15 protein-coding genes are annotated in these 20595 nt (G+C 70.8%); 8 read left to right on the top strand and 7 right to left on the bottom strand.

Annotated elements, in window-relative coordinates; genetic code table 11:
* Positions 1-14: 14 nt before the first annotated feature.
* From WMF34_RS25250 to WMF34_RS25235, 4 genes are all read right to left on the bottom strand, one after another.
* Positions 15-1361 (bottom strand): pectate lyase, encoded by a 1347-nt coding sequence (locus tag WMF34_RS25250; RefSeq protein ID WP_437989378.1) that lies wholly within the window; start codon positions 1359-1361, stop codon positions 15-17.
* Between the two features lie 308 nt (positions 1362-1669).
* Positions 1670-3232 (bottom strand): DUF1552 domain-containing protein, encoded by a 1563-nt coding sequence (locus tag WMF34_RS25245; RefSeq protein ID WP_437989377.1) that lies wholly within the window; start codon positions 3230-3232, stop codon positions 1670-1672.
* 64 nt (positions 3233-3296) lie between these two features.
* Positions 3297-4748 (bottom strand): DUF1592 domain-containing protein, encoded by a 1452-nt coding sequence (locus tag WMF34_RS25240; RefSeq protein WP_231864238.1) that lies wholly within the window; start codon positions 4746-4748, stop codon positions 3297-3299.
* A 450-nt stretch (positions 4749-5198) separates the two neighbouring features.
* The gene (locus tag WMF34_RS25235; RefSeq protein WP_012237533.1) at positions 5199-5858 is read right to left on the bottom strand and encodes an RNA polymerase sigma factor; all 660 of its coding nucleotides are present in this window, start codon (positions 5856-5858) and stop codon (positions 5199-5201) included.
* 664 nt (positions 5859-6522) lie between these two features.
* On the opposite strand from WMF34_RS25235, the gene WMF34_RS25230 reads away from it, so the two are divergent.
* A complete protein-coding gene (locus WMF34_RS25230) occupies positions 6523-7518 on the top strand; it encodes a zinc-dependent alcohol dehydrogenase family protein (protein WP_012237532.1) in 996 nt (331 codons plus the stop codon).
* 60 nt (positions 7519-7578) lie between these two features.
* Here the strand turns inward: WMF34_RS25230 and WMF34_RS25225 are convergent, their stop codons facing one another.
* Complete coding sequence (locus WMF34_RS25225; RefSeq protein ID WP_437989376.1) at positions 7579-9180, bottom strand: PAS domain-containing protein; 1602 nt, start codon at positions 9178-9180, stop codon at positions 7579-7581.
* Between the two features lie 652 nt (positions 9181-9832).
* Here WMF34_RS25225 and WMF34_RS25220 point away from each other — a divergent pair.
* The 7 genes from WMF34_RS25220 to WMF34_RS25190 all read left to right on the top strand — a co-directional run bounded on the left by WMF34_RS25220 (position 9833) and on the right by WMF34_RS25190 (position 17868).
* Positions 9833-11032, top strand: a complete 1200-nt coding sequence (locus WMF34_RS25220) for an MFS transporter (RefSeq protein WP_012237530.1) — start codon at positions 9833-9835, stop codon at positions 11030-11032.
* Positions 11033-11248: 216 nt separating this feature from the next.
* Positions 11249-12475: a flavin-dependent oxidoreductase gene (locus WMF34_RS25215; RefSeq protein ID WP_437989375.1), complete on the top strand. Its 1227-nt coding sequence runs from the start codon at positions 11249-11251 to the stop codon at positions 12473-12475.
* On the top strand, positions 12472-12918 hold the full coding sequence (locus WMF34_RS25210; protein ID WP_437989374.1) for a DUF3237 family protein: 447 nt from the start codon (positions 12472-12474) through the stop codon (positions 12916-12918). The genes WMF34_RS25215 and WMF34_RS25210 overlap by 4 nt, the downstream gene beginning before the upstream one ends.
* Before the next feature lie 55 nt (positions 12919-12973).
* On the top strand, positions 12974-14287 hold the full coding sequence (locus WMF34_RS25205) for a hypothetical protein (RefSeq protein ID WP_437989373.1): 1314 nt from the start codon (positions 12974-12976) through the stop codon (positions 14285-14287).
* 295 nt (positions 14288-14582) lie between these two features.
* A complete protein-coding gene (locus WMF34_RS25200) occupies positions 14583-15560 on the top strand; it encodes a fumarylacetoacetate hydrolase family protein (protein WP_437989372.1) in 978 nt (325 codons plus the stop codon).
* Complete coding sequence (locus WMF34_RS25195; RefSeq protein WP_437989371.1) at positions 15557-16708, top strand: 4-hydroxyphenylpyruvate dioxygenase family protein; 1152 nt, start codon at positions 15557-15559, stop codon at positions 16706-16708. Before WMF34_RS25200 ends, WMF34_RS25195 begins: the two co-directional genes overlap by 4 nt.
* A complete protein-coding gene (locus tag WMF34_RS25190; protein ID WP_437989370.1) occupies positions 16708-17868 on the top strand; it encodes a homogentisate 1,2-dioxygenase in 1161 nt (386 codons plus the stop codon). Before WMF34_RS25195 ends, WMF34_RS25190 begins: the two co-directional genes overlap by 1 nt.
* 89 nt (positions 17869-17957) lie before the next feature.
* Here WMF34_RS25190 and WMF34_RS25185 read toward each other — a convergent pair whose 3' ends face one another.
* Together WMF34_RS25185 and WMF34_RS25180 are read right to left on the bottom strand one after the other, a co-directional pair.
* Positions 17958-19550, bottom strand: coding sequence for a serine/threonine-protein kinase (locus WMF34_RS25185; protein WP_437989369.1), 1593 nt, complete (start codon positions 19548-19550; stop codon positions 17958-17960).
* Complete coding sequence (locus tag WMF34_RS25180; RefSeq protein ID WP_437989368.1) at positions 19534-20151, bottom strand: ECF-type sigma factor; 618 nt, start codon at positions 20149-20151, stop codon at positions 19534-19536. Before WMF34_RS25180 ends, WMF34_RS25185 begins: the two co-directional genes overlap by 17 nt.
* Between the last annotated feature and the right edge of the window lie 444 nt (positions 20152-20595).

The following is a 20595-nucleotide window of genomic DNA, read 5'->3' as shown; positions in this document are numbered from 1 at the left end:
GCGTCCTCGAGGCGTCACGGGACGAGGGAGTTGATGTACTCCTCGAGGTTCGTCCAGCCGTCGCCGTTGCGGTCGCCATTGCGATCCTCCGGGTCGTGAGGATCGAGCGAGGCGGAGACCTCCCACGCATCGGGCATCCCGTCCTGATCCGTGTCCGCGGGCGCAGAGCCCCCCGGGATGTCTCCAACGGTGCCGGGGAGGCCGAGGCTCTTCTCGTCGCTGATCGTGGCGCCCTCGGCCCCGAGGGACGCGAGCTCTTCCATCAAGAAGTCGTCGACCGGGTCACGCCAGAGAGACGCCCCGGCGTGCTTCATCACGTGGTCGAAGGCGTCCTCCGCGCTCATCGCGGGCACGTCGGGAACCTCGACGCTCGGTGCAGTCTCCCACGTCACCGAGCCGAAGTCCCCCTGGCCGAGCAGGCGGCCGTTCAGGACACCGTCCTTGTTGCTGTCGTACCAGTTGTCGGCGGCATGGAGGTGGTACTCGGGCGTGGGGCTGTCCAGGGTGCCGCCCTTCGTCTCCGGGCCGGGGATCAGATAATTGCCGACCATCACCCCGTCCGAGCGCCCGCTCGTGTCGCCCAGGATGTACCCCGAGGTGACCCAGTTGTAGACGACGTTGTTGACGAACTGCAGCGTCCCGCGGGCCTTGGGGTTGCGGGAATTGTTGTCGATGTACAAGGACCGGATGATCGACGTGCCGGTCGTGTTGACGATGCCGCCCGTGCTGTGGGTCTGGAGCCCCTGTGCGACGATCGAATCTTGAAGCGTGATGTTGTAGAGCTCCGCCCCGCTCTCCCGGTTCAGATCGAAGGTGCCGTCGCGCCCCCAGCTCAGCGAGCAATGGTCCCAGATCACGTCGTGCCCGCTGGCCATGGTGACGGTGTCCTTGCCGGAGTCGCCGATCTTGCCCATGCGAAACCGCACGTAGCGAACGATCGTGTTCGAGGCGCCGGAGAAGGACGTGCCGTTCCCGTAGACGGTGATGCCGCCGCCCGGCGCTGTTTGCCCGGCGATCGTCTGGTTATTCTTGAACACCAGGCGGGAGTCGATCTTGATGACGCCGCCGACGTCGAACACCACGGTGCGATTCGGCTGGCTGATGGCATCCCGGAGGGAGCCTGGCCCTGAATCGTTCAGGTTGGTGACATGGTAAACGTCGCCGCCGCGGGCGCCGGTGGCCATCCGCCCGAATCCCTCGGCGCCGGGGAAGGCCCCGAACGCGACGGCGCCCGGCCCGCCCGTCCCGGCGCCGCCGCCCGCACCCGCGCTCGGCGCGCCGCCGCCCGCGCCCGGGCTCGGCGCGCCGCCACCCGCGCCCGGGCTCGGCGCGCCGCCGGCCCCTCCAGATCCCGTCGTCACCCCGGAGGCGGCGTCGCTGCCCGATGCCTCTCCGCCCGGCGTCGCTCCGCCCGCGCCAACAGGATCCGTCGAGGGGGCTCCGCCGCTCCCGGAGCCGCCGTGCGGTGTCCCAGAGCAGGCCCACGCGGCCGCACCCAGAGCAAAAAGTGACAGCCAAGAGAGGCTCGCCCGGCCTGGCGGGCATCGCGCCCAGGTCTTCATGTGCCCGGAGTTGATCCAGCCCCGGCTCACCTCTCAGAAATCGTCACCCGCGGCGCGGGATGGCGCGCCGGGTCGCCAGCCGAGGTGAGCTCAAGCTGGTCACCGCGCTACCGCAGGATCTCCTCGAGGAGCGCGTTCGGCACGCCCCGGCGATCCTCGCCGAACGACGAGACGCCCAGGCCGTAGTACTGGTTCATGATGGTGAACCACAGATCGCGGAGCTGGCGATCGCTGCCGAGGGCGCCGTAGGCGACGTGCGCGTCGTTCAAGAAGACGCCGTCGCCGCCGAGGAGCACGATGGGCAGGTCGTACCCGTCGTGGTCGTGCGACCGCATCTCGCTCATGTGCACCATGACGCAGTGATCGAGCACCGTGCCGTCTCCCTCGGGGATCGCGTCGAGCCGCTGCGCGAGCTGCGCGCTCTTCTGGTTGAGCCAGCAGTTGATCGCCGCGTAGTCGAGGTTGCTCTGCGCGATGATCTTGTACTTGCCGTCCTGGGTCGCGCGGTCGAGGTTGCCGGCGGCGTGCTGGGAGGAGTGGAAGTGCAGGCTGGCCTCTCTCCTGTACGCGAGTCCCACCTTGGCGCGGACGTCCTCCGGGATGCACCGATACTCGAACTCGGAGCGCATGTCGTCGTGCATGTGGGTGATCACGCGCGTCACGTCGCATTGAATGGCCATGACGATGAGGTCGATCATGACCTTCGCGTGATCTTCGTGCTTGTACGGGCCGGCCCCCGTGTTGTCGTTCTCGTTGAGCCCCTCCGCCTGGCCCGGCGGCTCGGGGACCACGCCGGGCTGGCTGATCGGGCTGCAGCCGAGGCCCATCTGCGGGCTCATCGTCGACTGGACGCGGGTCGCGTTCTTCTCGATCTCGCGCAGCGAGTCCAGGTATTGCTGGACGATCTTGCGATCGTCGGAGCCGACCCGGTTCATGAGCGAGTTCGCGTCCGCCAGCACGCCGTCGATGACGCTCTTCTCCGTCGCCGCGCGGCGCTCCGCCTCGATCCTGGCCTGCTCGTCGCTCTGTCCTGGGACGGACCCCACCGCGCCCGCGCCGACGAGCGCGTCGAACACCGCCTTCGGGTTGACCGAGCGCTTCAGCGGCTCGCGCGGGCTCTTCCAGGAGAGGACCTGGTTGTAGGCGTAGCTGCGCTGGTCGAAGAACCCGGGCTTGACGCCGAGCCCCGTCTGCAGCGACGGGATGCGGGTCGCCTGCTCCGGCCCTGCCTTCTGGACGATGAGCTGGTCGACCGAGACGCCGTTGCCCACCCACTCGCCGAGGTCCTGGCGCGCCTCCCTCCCCAGCTGATCGGCGTCCACGCAGGTCGAGAGCGCCGCGCCGAGGCGCGAGTGGGAAGGCTCGATGTAGGGGTGCTGCTCCGTGCTCCACGTGTAGTTGCCGAGGCGGCTTATCATGAGCATCTTCGACTTCACCGGCGCGAAGTGCTCGAGCACCCTCGGCAGCTTGAAATCGGCGCCCTTCAGCGTCTTTCCGAACGCCGGGGCCGTCTCCCACCAGTGATGGGGCGCCCCGTTCGGGAAGGTGCAGAGCAAGAAGCGCTTCGGAGTGCCGGGCTCCCCGCCGCGCGCGCTGCGGGGCGCGAGGCTCTCGAGGAACGGCAGCGCCAGGCAGACGCCGGCGCCGCGCAACAAATTTCTGCGTGTCATCAAGCGTTTCATGTGCGCATCGCTCCTTCGTGCCTCGTCCTGTGCAGAAACAACGCGTGCAGCCTCACCGCGCCTTGTCCTTCGCTCGAAGGCGGAACGCCTCGCTGGTCACCACCTGCTTCGCCAGATCCGCGATCGTGCCGCCGCCCCAGCGCGCGGCGATCTCCTTGATCCTGGTCCTGTCCCCGGCGCTCGGGCGCCGGCGCAGGGCATAGCTGAAGAGCTGCTCGGAGGGGCACGTCCCCGCCCGCGCGGCCTCCACGAGCGCCGGCACGAGGCCGGAGATGTCCTCGAACGCCTCGCCCTCGTAGACCCCCGTCGCGTCGATCGGGTCGCCGTTCGGGTACTGGGTCCGGTAGGCGCCGATCGGGTCGAAGTTCTCGAGGCTCAGCCCGATCGGGTCGAGCACGTCGTGGCAGCCCGCGCAGTCGGGCGACGCGCGGTGCTTCTCGAGCTCCTTGCGCACGTTGGTGACGCCGCCCGCCTCCCCGTCCGCGGCGCCGAGCTCCGGGATATCCACGTTGGCGGGAGGCACCATGGGCGCGCAGAAGAGCTGCTCCAAGATCGTCTTCGCGCGGGACGTGGGAGAGGTCCGGTCGGCGCGGGACGACAGCGTGAGGAACGCTGGGAGCGTGAGGAACCCCTCGCGCACGCCCTCGGGGTCGTTCGCATAGAGCGGCTCGATCAGCCGGCTCTCCGGGTGGGGCGCCGTGAGGAACTCGGACCACGGCCGCCCGCCGGTCGTGAAGCCGGCGAAGTACTCGTTGACCTGGTCGAGCATCGCGCCCTTCAGCTCATCGTCCCAGTTCGGGAACTGGCTCGTGTCGGCGTTGTGGCTGGGGAGCGTGCGGGTGCCGAGCCACTGCCCGTAGAAGTTCTGGAAGAAGGCGGCGCTCTTCGGGTCGGCCAGCATGCGGTCCACCTGCTGCTCGAGCTCGCCCTCGGTGGCCAGCTGATCGTCCTCCGCCGCGTCGAAGAGCTCGTCGTCCGGGAGCGAGCTCCAGAGCAGGTACGAGAGGCGCGACGCGACCTCGTAGCCGTTGAGGGCGCCCGGCGATCTCGCCGAGTCGGGGCCCAGCTCGATCCGGAGGAGGAAATGCGGCGACGTGAGCACGGTCCGGACGACGTGCTGCGCCGCCTCGACGGGGGACATCTCGAGGGTGGTCCGCGCGTCGTCGTACTGCGCCGCGTACCGGTCGACCTCCGCCGCCTCGAGCGGGCGCCGGAACGCGCGCAGCCCGAAGCGCTCGATGATCTCGCGCGCACACCCGTCGTCCGCGCCCTCCGCCAGGTCGCACACGAGGATCTTGGCGCGCTGCGCCTCGTTCGAAAACGCATCCTCGGCGAGCGTCCTGGCGGCGTCGTAATACCCCTGCACCAGGACCTGCGAGAGGTTCGAGAGCGCATTTACGTTTGCGTCGAAGCCCTTCGCGCCGAACGCCGGGAATCCGTCCGCGGGCCGCAGGCTCGTTCCCAGGAGGTGGGCGACGGTGGAGTTGTACTCCGACGCTGTCATGTGGTGGAGAGGCATCCTGTCTACAGCGACGGCGGCACCCTGATCCGGGGTCTGCCCCGGAGTCTGCTCCGGAGAGCCATCGTCCCCGAGGTCGCCAGTGCACGAGATGCTCAGGAGGCATCCCCCGGCGGCGATCCAGGGACTCGCGAACACTCGGTTCAGTCTGAAGTTCATTGTCGGCTCCCGCGTGTGGAATCGGCAGTTCCGTCTTGTGACCGGACGGCGCGGTTTTTGTGATCAAATCGACCGGGTGCGGGCATGGCCGTGAAGATCGCGGCGGGTCGTATGAATCCAGGGTTGGCGGCGAGCGGCGTCGGGCGAGCGCCCGCTCGACCTGCGCTCGGCCAGAGCGCCCCTTCCCCGGTCGCGCGCATCCACCGCCTGTCCTCGTCCGTCGGCTCGTCCGCGTCGCGAAGGGCGTTCATGAGCGCCCATCCGCCAGCCCCCGGCTCATCCATGGCGGCCTCCTCGGATCCTGGCGTGGTGGCGCTGCACCGCGTCGGAGAACGCCTGTCGAGCGGCCCTCAGCCGCGCATACACGGTGTTGACGTTCACCCCGATCCCCTGCGCGATCTCCGACGCCGGAAGCTCTTCCAGCTCGGCGAGGAGGAGCACCACGCGCTTCTCCTCGTCGAGCGACGCCAGGAGGTTGTGCACCACACGCGCGGCCTCCGCCCTCTTCATGGCCTCGTAGGGGCTGAGGTTGCTCGGCCCCGCGAGCTGCTCGGGATCCACGATCTCCCCTGTCCCGCGGTGGGCCGGGCTCTGGCGGCGCTGCGACCTCCGGTGCGCCTGCACGACGTTGACCACGATCCCGAAAACCCACGTCTTCAGCGACGAGCGGCCCCGGAACTCCGGCAGCCGCCGGTGCACGACGGCGAACACCTCCTGACACACGTCCTCGCGCGCGGAGGCGTCCACGACGAGGCGGCGCACGGTCCGAAAGACCAGGGGAAAGAGCTCCTCGTACACCTCGGCGAAGTCGAGCGGCGCGACCTGCGCGCCGGCCGCGGAGACCGCGTCGGAGGGCGGAGGCGTCGACGGAGCGAGGCTCGCTCGTCCGAATCCACTGCTCCGAGCTCGCCCTTCGAGAGGAGTTGCAATCCGCATGGAACATCTCACCCGTTCCTGGTTCAACCTCTCAAGAGCGCAGCATGGATGGCCCCTTCAGGCGGCCGGGTTTCAACATGACAGCGCCGCGCGTCAGGGGCGGGGAGAGGGAGACATCTCTGATAAAGCGACGCTATGTCAACACATGAACCGCAGCCGTGATCGCTGCTGTACAAAGGTTGCTGCTGGCCAGGACTGCGATTCCAGCCACGGGCAATTTGATTGAGCTGACCGTTACTCGCCTCCGCGACGACCGAGCGAATCGATGCCGATGTGAATCGGGACATCAAGGTCTCGGCGCGCGTGGCGACCCCTCCAGCGGGGGAAGCGAAAGGATACCCGCTGGCGTAGATTGTGAACGCTCACATGCCCAGTGTCAACTCCTATCGGCGGGACCGCGGGTACCCTCGAGCGCGAGGGAGAGGGCACGGCCGGCGGGGCTCCTCCGGAGCGCCGGTCCGAGGGGCGACGCTCGGCGTGCATTGCTATCGAAACGAGGCAGCCGTGCTGGACCTGCTCGAGACGACCCGCGAGAAGGGGTGGGAGAGCCCGGCCCGTACAGCGGTCCCGGCGTGGACGGCGACACCCTCTGCGCCGGGGCGGCGATCTCATGGGCTCACGCGCGGGACGGGTGCGCGGGCCGCAATATACTGGGCGCGGAGCCATGCGCGCCCTCGTCCTGAGAGCCCCGAAGAGCCCGCTCGTGCTGGAGGATCGGCCCGCTCCGCGGCCTGGGCCCGGCGAGGTGCTGCTCCGCGTGCGCGCCTGCGCCGTGTGCCGCACCGATCTGCACGTGGTCGACGGCGAGCTGCCGGACCCCAGGCTGCCGCTCGTGCCCGGGCACCAGATCGTGGGCGAGGTCCTCGAGGAGGTGCCCCCGCCCGGCGACGGGCCGCGGTTCGCGAGGGGCGCTCGCGTCGGCGTGCCCTGGCTCGGCTGGACCTGCGGCGTGTGCGCGTATTGCCGTGCAGGACGGGAAAACCTCTGCGACCGGGCGCGCTTTACCGGGTACCAGATCGACGGCGGGTATGCGGAGCTCGCGGTCGCGGACGCGCGCTTCTGCTTCCCGATCCCCGACGGCTTCCCGGACCTCTCGGCCGCGCCGCTGCTCTGCGCCGGGCTCATCGGGTACAGGACGCTGCGTCTGGCGGGGGACGCGGAGCGGATTGGCATCTACGGGTTCGGCGCCGCCGCCCACCTCGTGGCGCAGGTCGCCCGCTTCGAGGGCCGGCGCGTCTTCGGGTTCGTCCGGCCGGGGGACGACGCTGCGCGCGCGTTCGCGCTGTCGATGGGGGCCGAGTGGGCGGGCGCTTCCTTCGAAGCGCCCCCCGAGGAGCTCGACGCGGCGCTGATCTTCGCCCCGGCCGGCGAGCTGGTGCCGGCCGCGCTGCGCGCCGTACGCAAGGGCGGCGCCGTGGTCTGCGGGGGAATCCACATGAGCGACATCCCCTCGTTCCCCTATTCGATCCTGTGGGGCGAGCGGGTGCTGCGGTCGGTGGCGAACCTGACGCGCCGCGACGGCGAGGAGTTCCTCGCGCTCGCGCCGCGGGTGCCGGTGCGGACGGAGGTGAACGTCTATCCGCTGGCTGCGGCGAACGAGGCGCTCGACGATCTGCGGAACGGCCGCATGTCCGGGGCAGCGGTGCTCGTGCCGCCGTGAACGCTCCATTCCGCTCCTCTCCTCGCCGCCTGCGCGGAGGACGGGAAGCGCGGGCATCGCTCAGCGCCTACCGGGCAGCGCGCGGAGGCAGACCTCGATGCCGGCGCGGAGGTTGCCGTGTGTGGTGACGCCGGAGAGGTCGACCCCGATGCCGCACATGGATTGGGCGACGGCGGGCCCGATGCCGGTGAGGACGCCGCTCGCGCCGAGCAGGCGGATCGCGCGGACGATGCGGACGAGGTGGTCGGCCGTCGCGGCGTCGACGCTCTCGATGCCCGTGACGTCGATGATGGCGAAGCGAGCGCCTGTGCGCACGACCTCGTCGAGGAGCTTGCTGGTGACGTCGGCCGCGCGGGCGTCGTCGAGCGCGCCGATGAGGGGCACGGCGAGCACGCCCTCGGCGACCTGGAGGATGGGCGTGGACAGCGCGCGGATGAGCGCTTGCTGGCGCTGGATGACCGCGAGCTGACCGGCGATGGCCTGCTTCTGCCGCTCGAGCTCGGCGATGGTGGCGGTCATGTGCTCCTCGTGCTCCCGTTGCGCCGTGATGTCGGTTCCAATGGCGAGGATGTGCGCCGTGCCGTCCTGCTCGACGAGAGGCACCTTGACGACGGACATCCACCGCGTCTTGCTGTTCGGGCGCGTGACGGGGTGAACCCGCGAGACAGGCTGCATGCGCGCGAGCACCTCCCGGTCCATCTCGCCGATGACGGAGAGCTCGGCGTGGGAGCGCGGCAGATCGTCAACGGTCTTTCCCACCGCGTCCTCCGCCGTGGTGTTGTACAGCTCGGCGTAGCTCTTGCTGACGAGCTTCATCTTGCCGTCCCGATCCTTGACCGTGACGACGATCGGGATGGTGTCGAGCACGAGGCGGATGAACTGCCGCTCGCGCTCGAGGGCGAGCTCTGCCTCCTTGAGCGCGGTGGTGTCGATCCGCAGGCCGACGAAGCTGCCGTCGGGGAGGCGCCCGCTCTTCAGGGTGATCCAGCGGTCCCCGAACCGCCGCACGAAGACGTCCCCGGGCCGGCGATGCTCCGCGAGGCGCGCGGCGACCCACTCCTCTTCGCCGAGGCCGCTGTGGAGGTGGATCCCGTGCCGGCAGCCCTCGCGGACGACATCTTCGAACGTATTGCCCATCTGAAGGGCGTCGGCACATTCGGGGTAGAGCGATTTGTAAGCCGTGTTGAAGTAGCGGAGCCGCTCCTCGGCATCGTAGATGACGAAGCCGACGTCGAGCGCCTCGACGGCCGCGCGCAGGCGCGCTCCCTGCTCGCACGCCGCCCGCTCGGCCCGGCGTTGCTCGGTCACGTCGCGCAGCGCGAGGAGCACGGCGGCGCACGCGCCGGCGGGGTCGACGAGCGGGCTGAGGCTGCCTTCGGCGAGGACGACGCGCTCGTTCGCGAGGTGGAGCGTGAAGTCGGGCGGCAGGGCGCGCGGGGCGCGATCGCGGAGCACCTGATCGAGCAGCGCGCCGAGGGGCGCATCGGGCCGCAGGACCTCATCGACGGGCCTTCCCAGCGCCGTCGCCGCGGGCGTGGAGGAGAGGCGCTCGGCGGCGGCGTTCAGCGTCAGGATCCGACCGCTTCCATCGAGCAAGAGCAGCGGGTCGACGCTGCAGGTGAAGGCGAGCGAGTGGAGATCAGCAGGAGCGTCGCTAGGCATCGGGAGGAGCGTAGAGCAAGAGCTCCTCACGGTGTCAGCCTCGATGACCCCGTGACGCATCGACAGGCAGCGGAGCCGCTGGTCGAGCTCAGCCCTGGCTCGGCTCCGCGAACCGCCGGACGACGGCCGCTGTCGGCGCTGCGCCACCCGGACCACCGCGCGCCGCGGCACACCGGCAGGCCGTCCTGGCATTGTCCGCCCATGCACCCACACACTGTGTGATTCATCCTTCTGTTCCTTTCCTGGTCGCTGACCTCGTCAGGTCACTTGCGCTGTTCTCCTCCCCAAGAGAGGCTATCGGCCAGAGCGGGACGCTGGCCGCGAGTCGGCGCAAGAGCGAGAGTGGATCCAGAGAGCACCGCTCCACGCTCTCGACGAGGATGCGCGCCAACGATGCTGCGGCCGCCGCGCCCCCTCCGCCCCGACCCCCATCGCGGCAGCAAAAATCCTGTCACCTGACAACGGCTCGCCTCGAGGCATAGGCGGGTATGCCTATGCCTCGAGCCGGAGGGCTCGGGTACGAAGTCGTTGCAGTCACCTGCATCGGGCCGGGTCCGTCACGGTCCGCCAGTCACGTTCAATCACCGCATCTTTTCGGCTGCGGCCAGCTGTAACCATCCCGGGCAACGGGACGGAAACGGGAGGTTTCCCCATGGGCGCATCGCCCCCCCACGCGCCGCGCGGCGCCGTCACCCTGTCGCTGTGCTTCTTCATCGCGTTGCTGGAAGGGTTCGACATCCAGGCCGTCGGCGTGGCCGCCCCCCTGCTGATCCCCGCCCTGGGCCTGACGCCGGGGCAGGCGGGCGTCGTGTTCGGGGCCGGCATGGTCGGGCTGGTCTGCGGCGCGCTGGCCGGCGGCTGGATGGCCGACCGCATGGGCCGGAAGCCGCTGCTGATGCTGGCCGTCGGCGTTTTTGGCCTGTTCACGCTGGCCACCGTGGTGGCGGGAGGACCGGTGTCGCTGGGCATCTACCGGCTCCTGGCTGGGACAGGGCTGGGGGCGGCGATGCCCACCCTCGTGGCCATCGCCCTGGAGATCGCGCCGGCCGACCGGCGGACCCGCACCACCACGTTGATGTTCAGCGGCATGCCGGCCGGCGGCGCGCTGGCGGCGCTGTTCGCGGCCGGCTTCCTTGCGCGGTTCGGCTGGCAGAGCATCTTCGTGGCCGGCGGCGTGCTGCCGCTGCTGCTGCTGCCGGTCATGGCGCGGCTGATGCCCGACAGCCGCGCGGCAGCGGCCAGCGGCGCCCAGCAGCCAGGCGGGGGGCAGGCGCTGTTCGGCCATGGCCGGCTGCTGGTCACGCTGCTGGCCTGGTTCACCTTCGGCCTGACGCTGCTGGTGCTGTATCTGCTGCTGAACTGGCTGCCGTCGCTGGTGGCGGCCAAGGGCCTGGGCGGAACGGGGGGTGCTGGTGCGGCCTTCGCGTTCAATGCCGGCAGCGTCGTCGGCTGCTGGGTCATCGGATTGCTGGTGGACCGTCTCGGACCGCGCCTTCCCATCATCGCGGCCTATCCCGCCCTGGCCCTGTCGCTGTTCGGGCTGGCGGGGGCCAACAGCCTGCTTCCGGTGCTGGTGCTGGCCGGCCTGGCGGGGTTCTTCTTGCTGGGCGCGCAATATTCGCTCTATGGCGTCATCCCGCTCTATTACCCGGCGCGGGCGCGCGGGCTGGCCACAGGGGCCTCCATCGCCGCCGGCCGCCTCGGCTCCATCGGCGGGCCGCTGGTGGCGGGCCACCTGCTGGGGCAGGGCTGGGGCCCCGCGGGCGTGGCCATGGCCATGGTGCCCGTGGTCCTGTCGGCCGGGGTGGCCGCGGCGGTGATGACCATTCGTGGACGTTATGCCGCTGAATGAGCAAAGGGCGGAGGTGATCCGCGCCCGGCCGCGCGCCGGGCGCCGTCCGGGCGGCGGGGCCTCCGGCCTGCGCGGTCCCGAGGGTCGCCGCCCGCTGGATCGTTCGAGAGGACTGGCTGCTGCTGGCGCTGGCGGCGCTGTTCGTCGCGCGCTTCGCCCGCTCGGCGGCGGCTTCAACGAGGTGCGGCGTCATGCCGCATGTCTGCGGGAGGACTCATGCAGGTAATCGTCGCGGGCGCCGGGATCGGCGGCCTGGCCGCAGCTCTGGCGTTGCACGCCTCGGGCCATGAGGTGACGGTGTTCGAGGCCGTGCCCACCATCCTGCCGCTCGGGGTCGGCATCAACCTCCTGCCCCACGCCGCCGAGGTGCTGGACGAGCTGGGCCTTGTCGAGGCCTTGATGGCCCACGGGGTGGCGACCCGGGAGCTTGTCTATTTCAACCGCTTCGGCCAGCGCATCTGGGGCGAGCCGCGCGGTCGCTTCGCGGGTCACGCCGCGCCGCAGATCTCCCTGCACCGCGGCGCCCTGCAAGGCGTGCTGTTCGACGCCGCCGTCGAGCGGCTGGGCGCGGGCCGGGTGATCTGCGACCGGCGCCTCCTGGCCCACGAAGAGGGCGAGGGCCGCATCGTGGCGCGCTTCGTCGACCGTGAGGGCGTGGTCTGGACGGTTCCAGCCGATCTCCTGATCTGCGCCGACGGCATCCATTCGGCGGCGCGCGCCGGCCTCTATCCGGACGAGGGGCCGCCGGTCTATGGCGGCCGCATCCTGTGGCGGGCGACCAGCCTGGCGGCGCCCTTCCTCACCGGCGCCAGCATGATCATGGCCGGGCATCAGGACCAGAAGTTCGTCGCATATCCCATCTCCCCACCGGGGCCGGACGGCCGCCAGACGATCAACTGGATCGCCGAGCTCACCGTCGCCGAGAGCCTGCGACGGGAGGACTGGAACCGGCGGGGCGATCCCGCCGACTTCCTGCCCAGGTTCGAGGCCTGGCGCTTCGACTGGCTGGATGTGCCCGGCCTGATCCGGGGCGCCGAGGCGATCTACGAGTTCCCGCTGGTCGACCGCGATCCGCTGCCGCGCTGGAGCCATGGGCGCATGACGCTGCTGGGGGACGCCGCCCATCCGATGTATCCCATCGGCTCCAACGGGGCGAGCCAGGCCATCCTGGACGCCCGCGCCTTGGTCCGCGCGCTCGCCGCCCACGTCGATCCCGTGGAAGCGCTGGCCGCGTACGAGGCGCAGCGCCTGCCCGCCACCGCCGCCATCGTCGCGGCCAATCGCGGCAACGGTCCGGAGCAGTGCATGCAGATGGCCCAGGACCGCGCGCCCGACGGATTCGACCGTATCGAGGACGTCTTCGCCCCGGGCGAGCTGGAGGCCATCGCCGCCCGCTACAAGGTGCTGACCGGGCTGAAGCGCGCCTCGGAGCCCCGCGCGTGAGCCCTCCCCTCATCCCTTTGATGACGCTCGAGGTGGCGGTGGACCCGCCGGTCACCATCAATCCGAGCTCGCCCGGCCGGCGCTTCATCCCGATTGTCGGCGGCACGGTGGCCGGCGGCCTCGAGGGGCGGGTGCTGCCGGGCGGCGACTGGCAGACGATCTGGGCCGACGGGCGAATGGACATCTCCGCCCACTACATCCTCGACATCGCCGGCCATGGAACAGTGGAGATCCTCTCCGAAGGCGTCCGCACCGGGCCGCCGGAGGTGCTGGCGGCGCTCGGGCGCGGCGAGGCGGTGGACCCCGGGCTCTACTACTTCCGCACGGCCATCCGTATGCGCACCTCGGCGCCAGGCCTCCTGCGGCTGAACGCCGTGCTGGCCCTGTCCGTGGGCGAGCGGCTGGCCGACCGGGTGCGGCTCACGGTGTACGAGATCGGCTAGGGGACGCGAGCGGCTGGGATCTTCAAGGCCTCGGATGGCCTGACACGGAGAACGCATGAGCACACAGACGAGAGCGGCGACACGCCGGGGCGATGTCGGCGCAGGGATCTTGGCCGTCATCCTCGGCATCACTTCCTTCCATCGCTCGGCAGAGGCACAACCGCCGCCCGAGGCGCCGCCGGCGCCCCCGGGCGAAACTCCGACCAGCGCGGCCCCCGCTGGAGACGCGAGCGCGGCGCCAGCGCCGGCTGCGGAAGCCCAGGCCGGCGCGCCGGCGCCCGAGAGCGCTCCCGGGCCCGGTGCAGCTTCGACGGCACCACCGGCGGAGAAGGAGCCATGGAAGAAGCCGATCAGCGTCGCGGCCTGGGCCCGCGTCGGAGGTCGCCTACAGAACCCCGGCGCGCGCGAGAAGATGGACCGGCTGCTCGGGGACGGAGAGCTGGATCTGATGGTCTCGGGCGAGATCAACCGGTTCATCGGCCTGCAGGGCGCGATCGTCGCTCAGTTCGGGCCGACCCCGACCGGGGGCAACATCACGGGAAGCGCGACCATCCGTGACGTCATCGCCAAGTTCCAGTTCCATGATCTGCTGAACGTCTGGATCGGTCGGATGATCGTGCCGTCGGATCGCTCCGCCTTCTCCGGGCCGTGGTCGATGGGGCCGTGGAACTACCCGGGATTCTTCGAGCCCTATGCGCCGCCGATCGGGCCGAGACAGGGGCCTTTCGGGCGCAACGATGGGGTGACCACCTGGGGCAAGGCAGCGGGCGGCCTGTTCAAGTATTACGTGGGGGCTTTCAACCTGCATGACTCCTCGGTGAGCCCGCTTTACACGGCGAGGCTCAACGTGAGCTTGCTCGACCCGGAGCCAGCCTATTACCAGAAGGCCACGTACCTCGGGGAGAAGAGCATCCTCGCGCTCGGCGTGGCGGGTGAGGTGCAGAAGGAAGGTTCGGTCGAATCGCTGCCGCCCCCCGCGGCAGGCGAGCCCGCGGGCATCCCGCGCAAGGACACCTACGGCGAGGTCAACGCCGACCTCCTGTTCGAGAAGAACGTCGGCGCGGCGGGCACCATCACGCTCGAGGGCGCATTCTACAAGTACTTCGGCGACTTCGAGAGGTTCGACTATTCTTATTTTGCGCTCGCGAGCTACCTCACGCCGAGCAACGTCGGCGTCGGGAAGTTGCAGCCTCTGGTCCGACTGCAGCAAGCGAAGCCGAAGAACGCCGACGCCTATACGCTCATCGATGCCCAGATGGGCTACATCATCGAGGGGCACGCCGCGCGTGTCGCGCTCGGCTATCAAAGAAGCGATCTGTCAGGGGCGAAGGGGAACGCCCTGTTCCTCGGCGTCCAGCTGCAAAAGTGATCTCCAAGACGGGGGTTCGCGCCCACGGCCCACGATCCGCGGCATAGGCGCGTATGCCTATGCCGCGAGCCAGAGGGATCGGGTACGAAATCGTTGCAATCACCTCCATGGCGCGCCGCGCGAGATCGTGGGGCGCCGTGAAACCATCCAATCCGGTGTTCATGCGGATCCGTTCAACCGGCAACCCGGTGCACAGCGCGCAAACGAGGACGAGCCCTGGCAGGCGCGACGGGGCTCCTGCTCGTCCCGCGGAGACGAAGCCACTGCCGGGGCGCCACGGGGAGCTCGCACGCGCATGAAGCTCGCCTCTCTCCGCGGCCCCGGCCGCGACGGCACGCTCGTCGTCGTCCGTCGCGACGGCCTCGCCTACGCGCCTGCCGGCGAGGCCTTCCCCACGCTCCAGGCCGCGCTCGACGACTGGGAGCGCGCCGAGCCCGCGCTCCGCCGCATCGCCGACGAGATCGAGCGGGGCGGCGCGGCGGTGACCCCGCTCGCCGTGGAAGATCTCGCCGCGCCGCTTCCGCGCGCCTACGAGTGGGTCGACGGCTCGGCGTACATCCACCACATCGTGCTCGTGCGCAAGGCGCGCGGCGCCGAGCCCCCCGAGACGCTGACGACCGATCCGCTCGTGTACCAGGGCGGCTCCGGCGTCCTCCTCGGCCCGACCGACGACATCGTCCTGCGCGACGAGGCCTGGGGCCTCGATTTCGAGGCCGAGGTCTGCGCCGTCCTCGGCGACACCCCGCAGGGAACGCGCCGCGAAGAGGGCCACCGGCACATCCGCCTCTTCCTGCTGGCCAACGACGTGACGCTGCGCAACCTCGTGCCGGCCGAGCTCGCGAAGGGGTTCGGGTTCTTCTGCTCCAAGCCCGCCACAGCGTTCTCGCCGTTCGCGATCACGCCGGACGAGCTCGGGGACGCGCTCCGCGACGGGCGCGTCCACCTGCGGCTCCGCTCGACCTACAACGGCGCGCTCATCGGTGATCCCGAGGCCGGCCCGGAGATGCACTTCTCGTTCTTCGAGCTGATCGAGCACATCGCCCGGACGCGCAGCTTCACGGCGGGGACGCTCCTCGGCAGCGGCACCGTCTCGAACCGGGATCCGGCGCGCGGCGTGTCGTGCCTGGCCGAGAAGCGCATGCTCGAGATCCTCTCGGACGGGGCGGCCAGGACGCCTTTCATGAAGCCAGGAGACACGATCATGATCGAGATGCTGAATCGCGCGGGAGAGAGCCTGTTCGGGCGCATCGCGCAGCGGGTGGTACCCGGATGAGCGCCAAGGTGGAGTCGATCGGCATCAAGCGCGTGGAGGCGCTGCACTACTACGTGCGCGACCTGGAGCGGAGCCGCAGGTTCTACACGGAGAAGCTCGATTTCCAGGAGATCGCCGCGAGCTCACCGGAGCTCACCGCGGCGGCGGCGCAGCAGTCGGTCGTCTTCCAGGCCGGCGAGTGCGTCGTCGTCTGCTCGCAGCCCGCCGGCGAGGGGGGGCGGGCGTGGCGCTACCTGCGCAAGCACCCCGACGGCGTGGGCACGGTCATCTTTGAGGTGGAGGACATCGATCGCGCCTTCCGGCTGCTCGACGGCCGCGGGGGCACGCCGATCGACGAGATCCACCGGGCGACGGACGAGGGCGGCACCTTCGCGTCGTTCTCGATCACGACGCCGTTCGGCGACACCACCTTCCGCTTCGTGGAGCGGCGCGGATACAGGGCGCTGTTCCCCGGCTGCGTGGCCTACGACACGCCGCGCGGCGGCGAGAACCGCTTCGGGCTCACCCGGTTCGATCACATCACCTCGAACTTCCAGACGATGGCGCCCGCCCTGCTCTGGATGGAGCACGTGCTCGGGCTCGAGCCGTTCTGGCAGATCGCGTTCCACACGAACGACGTCGCGAAGGACGCCAATCACGGCTCGGGCCTGCGCTCGGCCGTGATGTGGGACCCGGCCTCGGGCGTGAAGTTCGCGAACAACGAGCCTTACCGGCCGCACTTCAAGAGCTCGCAGATCAACGTCTTCAACGAGGAGCACCGCGGCGACGGCGTGCAGCACGTGGCGCTCGCCGTGGAGGACATCCTCGCCGCCGTGCGCGCGATGCGCGGCCGGGGCGTGGAGTTCATGCCGACCCCGGGCGCCTATTACGACATGCTGCCCGAGCGCCTGCAGCGGCTCGGCATCGGGCAGATCGACGAGGACGCGGCGGCGCTGCGCGAGCTCGAGGTGCTCGTCGACGGCGACGGCGCGAGGTCGTACCTCCTCCAGATCTTCCTCAAGGAGTCGTCGGGCACGCACCGCGATCCCGACGCCGGGCCGTTCTTCTTCGAGCTCATCCAGCGCAAGGGGGATCGCGGCTTCGGCGCCGGCAATTTCCGGGCGCTGTTCGAGAGCATCGAGCGGCAGCAGAAGGCGGGGCACGGCTGATGCTCGATCGCGTCGTCGCCGGGATCGTCCCGCCCAAGCACCACATCGCCTTCCGGAGCGAGGCGGGGGATCTCCGCTACGAGGAGTGCCTGACGCGGGCGGGCTTCGACGGCCCCTACACGATCGCTTACCACGAGCGCCGGCCGCACGAGCACCGGCTCGCGGAGGCAGCGCACGGCTTCGCGCTGCCGGTCGCCGCGCCGGCGCGCCCGCTGGCGAAGCGGCACTACCGGTCGCAGGATCTGCCGCGGCGGGGCGGGCCCGCCGTCGACTGCCGCGTGCCGCTGCTGTTCAACGACGACGTGGTGATCGGGCTCGTCCAGCCGGACGCGGCCGATCCGGTGTACTTCGCGAACGCGGACGCCGACGAGCTGTTCTTCGTCTTCCACGGGGGCGGCGTCCTGCGCACGATGCTCGGCGATGTCCGCTTCGAGCAGGACGATTACGTCGTCATCCCGAAGGGGCTCTTCTACCGCTTCCTGCCGGACGCAGCGCCCCAGCGGTGGCTCTCGATCGAGGCCGCGGACATCCACCTCCCGCGCAAGTGGCGCAACGAGGTCGGCCAGCTGCGCATGGACGCGCCGTACTCGCACCGCGATTTCCGGCGGCCCACGTTCGTCGGCCCGCTCGACGAGGGCATCCGCGCGCTCGTCGTGAAGCGCGGCGGCGCCTTCCACGGCTTCACCCTCGAGCGCTCGCCGCTCGACGTCGTGGGCTGGGACGGGGCGGTGTACCCGTTCGCGTTCCCGATCCTGCGCTTCCAGGCGCGCGTCGGGCTCGTGCACCTGCCTCCGGACTGGCACGGGACGTTCGCCGCGCGCGGCGCCCTCGTCTGCAGCTTCGTGCCGCGCCCGACCGACTTCCACCCGGAGGCGATCCCCTGCCCGTATCCCCACGCGTCGGTCGATTGCGACGAGTTCCTGTTCTATTGCCGCGGCAACTTCACCTCACGCCGCGGCGTCGGCCCCGGCAGCATCTCGCACCATCCGGCCGGCGTCCCGCACGGGCCGCACCCCGGCGCGTACGAGGCGAGCCTCGGGGCCCGCGAGACGAGCGAGCTCGCGGTCATGCTCGACACGACCCGCCCGCTCTCGGCCACCGCGGCCGCGCTCGCGGTGGAGGACCCGGGCTACCAGGACAGCTTCATCGCGGGCTCATGATCGAGGTCAGGCGCTCGGCCGACGATCCTCTCGTTGGATTCCAGCACGCGCCGGACGTCGAGAATCGACCAGGGACAGGCGACAGCGCGCTACTCGAGGTGCCACACCACGATGGCGATCGTCAGCGAGCCCAGCACGCCCGTGACGTAGATTGCGGCGGCGTGCTCCGGGAAGACCGCGGCGGCCGTCGCGCACGCCGCGCACAGCGCGGCGGCTAGCCAGCTCGCCCTCGGCAGGCTCGGCGCGGCGGTCGCGTGGACGGCCGCGAAGAGGAGCAGGTTCGTCGCGAGCGCGCGCTCCACGGGCTCGTCCGTGATCACGGCGAGCGCCCGATGAAGGAGCATCGCGACGAGCAGCACCTTCACCACGTGGCCGATCCGCCGGTTCACCGCGCTCTTCGAGAGAGGGCGGCGGAAGACGCGGAGCAGCGTGAGCCCCGCGAGCGCCGTGACGCAGCCCATGGCGAAGAGGTCCACGGGGCGGACCACCGGGACGACGCGGCCGATACCCACCGTCGCCATCACGACGCCGAGGGCGCCGATCAGGAGGCCGAAGCGGATGCGCTCGCGCCTGGAGACCGTGAGATCGAACTCGGAGCTCCTCGCCAGCTCGTCGGCGAGGACGCCCAGCAGATCGTCGAGCCTCGGCCATCGCTCCTCCGGCCGCGCGCGGAGCCCGCGCGCGAGCGCGCCCCGGACTCGCGCGGGCACCTTCGAGCCGGCCGGCGCCGGCCTCAGGAGATCGCGCCGCGCCCCGTCGAGCCGCGCTCGGACGTCGTCGCCCTCGAACGGCGGCTCCCCGTAGATCGCCTCGTAGAGCGTCGCGCAGAAGCTCCACTGATCGCTCCTCGCCGTCGCCGGTCTCCGCTCGGCCTGCTCGGGTGCCATGTACGCCGGTGTCCCCATGAACGCGCCCCCGACCGTGAGCGGCGCGCGGAGCGCGTCCTCCCCGGGGATCTCGGCTCCGGGGCCCCCGCTGGAGAGGGGCCGGTCCTCCTCGACATGGAGGCGCGCGAGCCCGAAATCGGCGATGCGCGCCCGACCGTCCTTGCCGATCAGGATGTTGTCCGGCTTGACGTCGCGGTGGACGAGCCCCTCCTGGTGCGCCGCCGCGAGGCCGCGGCCCGCCTGGATCCCCGCGGCGAGCGCGGCCTCCCACGCGCGGGGCTGCTCGCCGCGCAGGTCGCCGAGCGTCCGGCCGTCGACGAACTCCATCGCCACGAACACGCCCCGCTCGTGCTCGCCGATCTCGTAGATGGGGACGACGTTGGGATGCGAGAGCCTGGCCATCACCTGCGCCTCGCGCACGAGGCGGGCCCGGTCGTCGGGATCGAACCTCCCCGGCGCGATGAGCTTGAGGGCGACGCGGCGGTCGAGCTCCGCGTCGTAGGCCGCGTAGACGACGCCCATCCCGCCCTGGCCCGCCTTGGCGAGCACCGTGAACCGCCCGATGCGCGCGCCGGGGCTCAGCGGTTCGTCGCGGCCGGGGAGGGCGACGGCGGCGCCCTTCAAGAACCCATCCGGTAAGGCGCCGTCGCTCCGGAGCAGGCTCCACACCTCCCGGAGGAGCTCCGGGCGGCCCGCGCACCGCGCCTCCAGGAACGCGCGGCGGTGCTCGTGGCGCTCCTCGAGCGCCGCCTCGAAGAGCGCCTCTACCTCGCTCGGATCAAGGGGCGGGCTCATCTCCGCCATGGAGCGCCCGGTAGAGCCACGCCTTGGCGAAGCGCCAGTCGCGCTCGACCGTGCGCGTCGTCACGCCCGAGAGCTCGGCGATCTCGTCCTCGGTCAGGCCCGCGAAATAGCGCAGCATCACGATCTCGGCCTTGCGCGGGTGCTCCTGGCTCATCTTGCGCAGGGCCTCGTCGAGGGCGAGGAGGTCCTCGACGGGGAGATCGAGCGCGAGGGGCAGCTCGTGGAGGTCCTCCTCGGGGGCGCGCACCTGATCGCCGCCCCGCTTCCGGGCGGCCTTGTGGCGCGCGTAATCGACGAGGAGATCGCGCATGGCCTGGGAGGCGGCGCCGAAGAAATGGGCGCGGCTCTGGAAGCGGGCCTCGCCCTCCCGGAAGAGCTTCTCGTACGCCTCGTGGACGAGCGCGGTGGGGCCGAGGGTCTGCCCGGCGCGGAGGTGGCGGACGCGGGCCAGGGCGATCGTCTTCAGCTCGGCATAGACGGCGCGGAGGAGGGCGTCCGCGGCGTCCCTCTGGCCCTCCTGGGCGGCGTGCAGGAGGCCCGTGATGGCCTCGCCGGCGCTCGGTCCGGGGGCGCGTCGGTCGCTTGCGTTCATGGGGTGCGCCTCGCTCAGGCCGGAGCGTACACGATACGGCCGGGCCGACGAGCCCGACCGCGCGCCACGCCGTGACAACAGCCCGGGGCGGGACGCCGGCGCGCCGCGCCGTCCCGCCGGTCGACCGGCGGCAGCCGTCGAGGGACCATGCCCGCCCGCCGCCGAGCCCCGCCCAAGCGGCCAAGCCGGGCGGCGCCAAGGTGGTCGCCTCGACGTCGCGGTCACCTCGACGCTGGAGGTGCTCGGCGTCGCAGCGTTGATGATCCGGCGCGACGAGATCTTCAGTCGGTTCATCCCTGCGCAGCGACCCTCCAGGAGCGTCCGCGCTTCAGCGGGCGTCCGAGTCGAAGATGGACATCGCGTGTTCTGTGAGTTGCGCGACTCCGCCGTACGGAGTAGTAAGCAGGGCTTTCCGCGAGCTCGCGATCGCTCGGCCGGACGAGG

The organism is Sorangium sp. So ce145, from assembly GCF_051525985.1.
GTDB classification, from domain to species: domain Bacteria; phylum Myxococcota_A; class Polyangia; order Polyangiales; family Polyangiaceae; genus Sorangium; species Sorangium cellulosum_B.
This window is presented reverse-complemented; position numbering and strand designations above follow the sequence as displayed.

Coding starts and splice junctions, on each gene's coding strand:
- WMF34_RS25245 (WP_437989377.1), bottom strand. CDS start 3,232: ATGACACGCAGAAATTTGTTGCGCGGCGCCGGCGTCTGCCTGGCGCTG.
- WMF34_RS25240 (WP_231864238.1), bottom strand. CDS start 4,748: ATGACAGCGTCGGAGTACAACTCCACCGTCGCCCACCTCCTGGGAACG.
- WMF34_RS25235 (WP_012237533.1), bottom strand. CDS start 5,858: ATGCGGATTGCAACTCCTCTCGAAGGGCGAGCTCGGAGCAGTGGATTC.
- WMF34_RS25230 (WP_012237532.1), top strand. CDS start 6,523: ATGCGCGCCCTCGTCCTGAGAGCCCCGAAGAGCCCGCTCGTGCTGGAG.
- WMF34_RS25225 (WP_437989376.1), bottom strand. CDS start 9,180: ATGCCTAGCGACGCTCCTGCTGATCTCCACTCGCTCGCCTTCACCTGC.
- WMF34_RS25220 (WP_012237530.1), top strand. CDS start 9,833: ATGGGCGCATCGCCCCCCCACGCGCCGCGCGGCGCCGTCACCCTGTCG.
- WMF34_RS25215 (WP_437989375.1), top strand. CDS start 11,249: ATGCAGGTAATCGTCGCGGGCGCCGGGATCGGCGGCCTGGCCGCAGCT.
- WMF34_RS25205 (WP_437989373.1), top strand. CDS start 12,974: ATGAGCACACAGACGAGAGCGGCGACACGCCGGGGCGATGTCGGCGCA.
- WMF34_RS25200 (WP_437989372.1), top strand. CDS start 14,583: ATGAAGCTCGCCTCTCTCCGCGGCCCCGGCCGCGACGGCACGCTCGTC.
- WMF34_RS25195 (WP_437989371.1), top strand. CDS start 15,557: ATGAGCGCCAAGGTGGAGTCGATCGGCATCAAGCGCGTGGAGGCGCTG.
- WMF34_RS25190 (WP_437989370.1), top strand. CDS start 16,708: ATGCTCGATCGCGTCGTCGCCGGGATCGTCCCGCCCAAGCACCACATC.
- WMF34_RS25185 (WP_437989369.1), bottom strand. CDS start 19,550: ATGAGCCCGCCCCTTGATCCGAGCGAGGTAGAGGCGCTCTTCGAGGCG.
- WMF34_RS25180 (WP_437989368.1), bottom strand. CDS start 20,151: ATGAACGCAAGCGACCGACGCGCCCCCGGACCGAGCGCCGGCGAGGCC.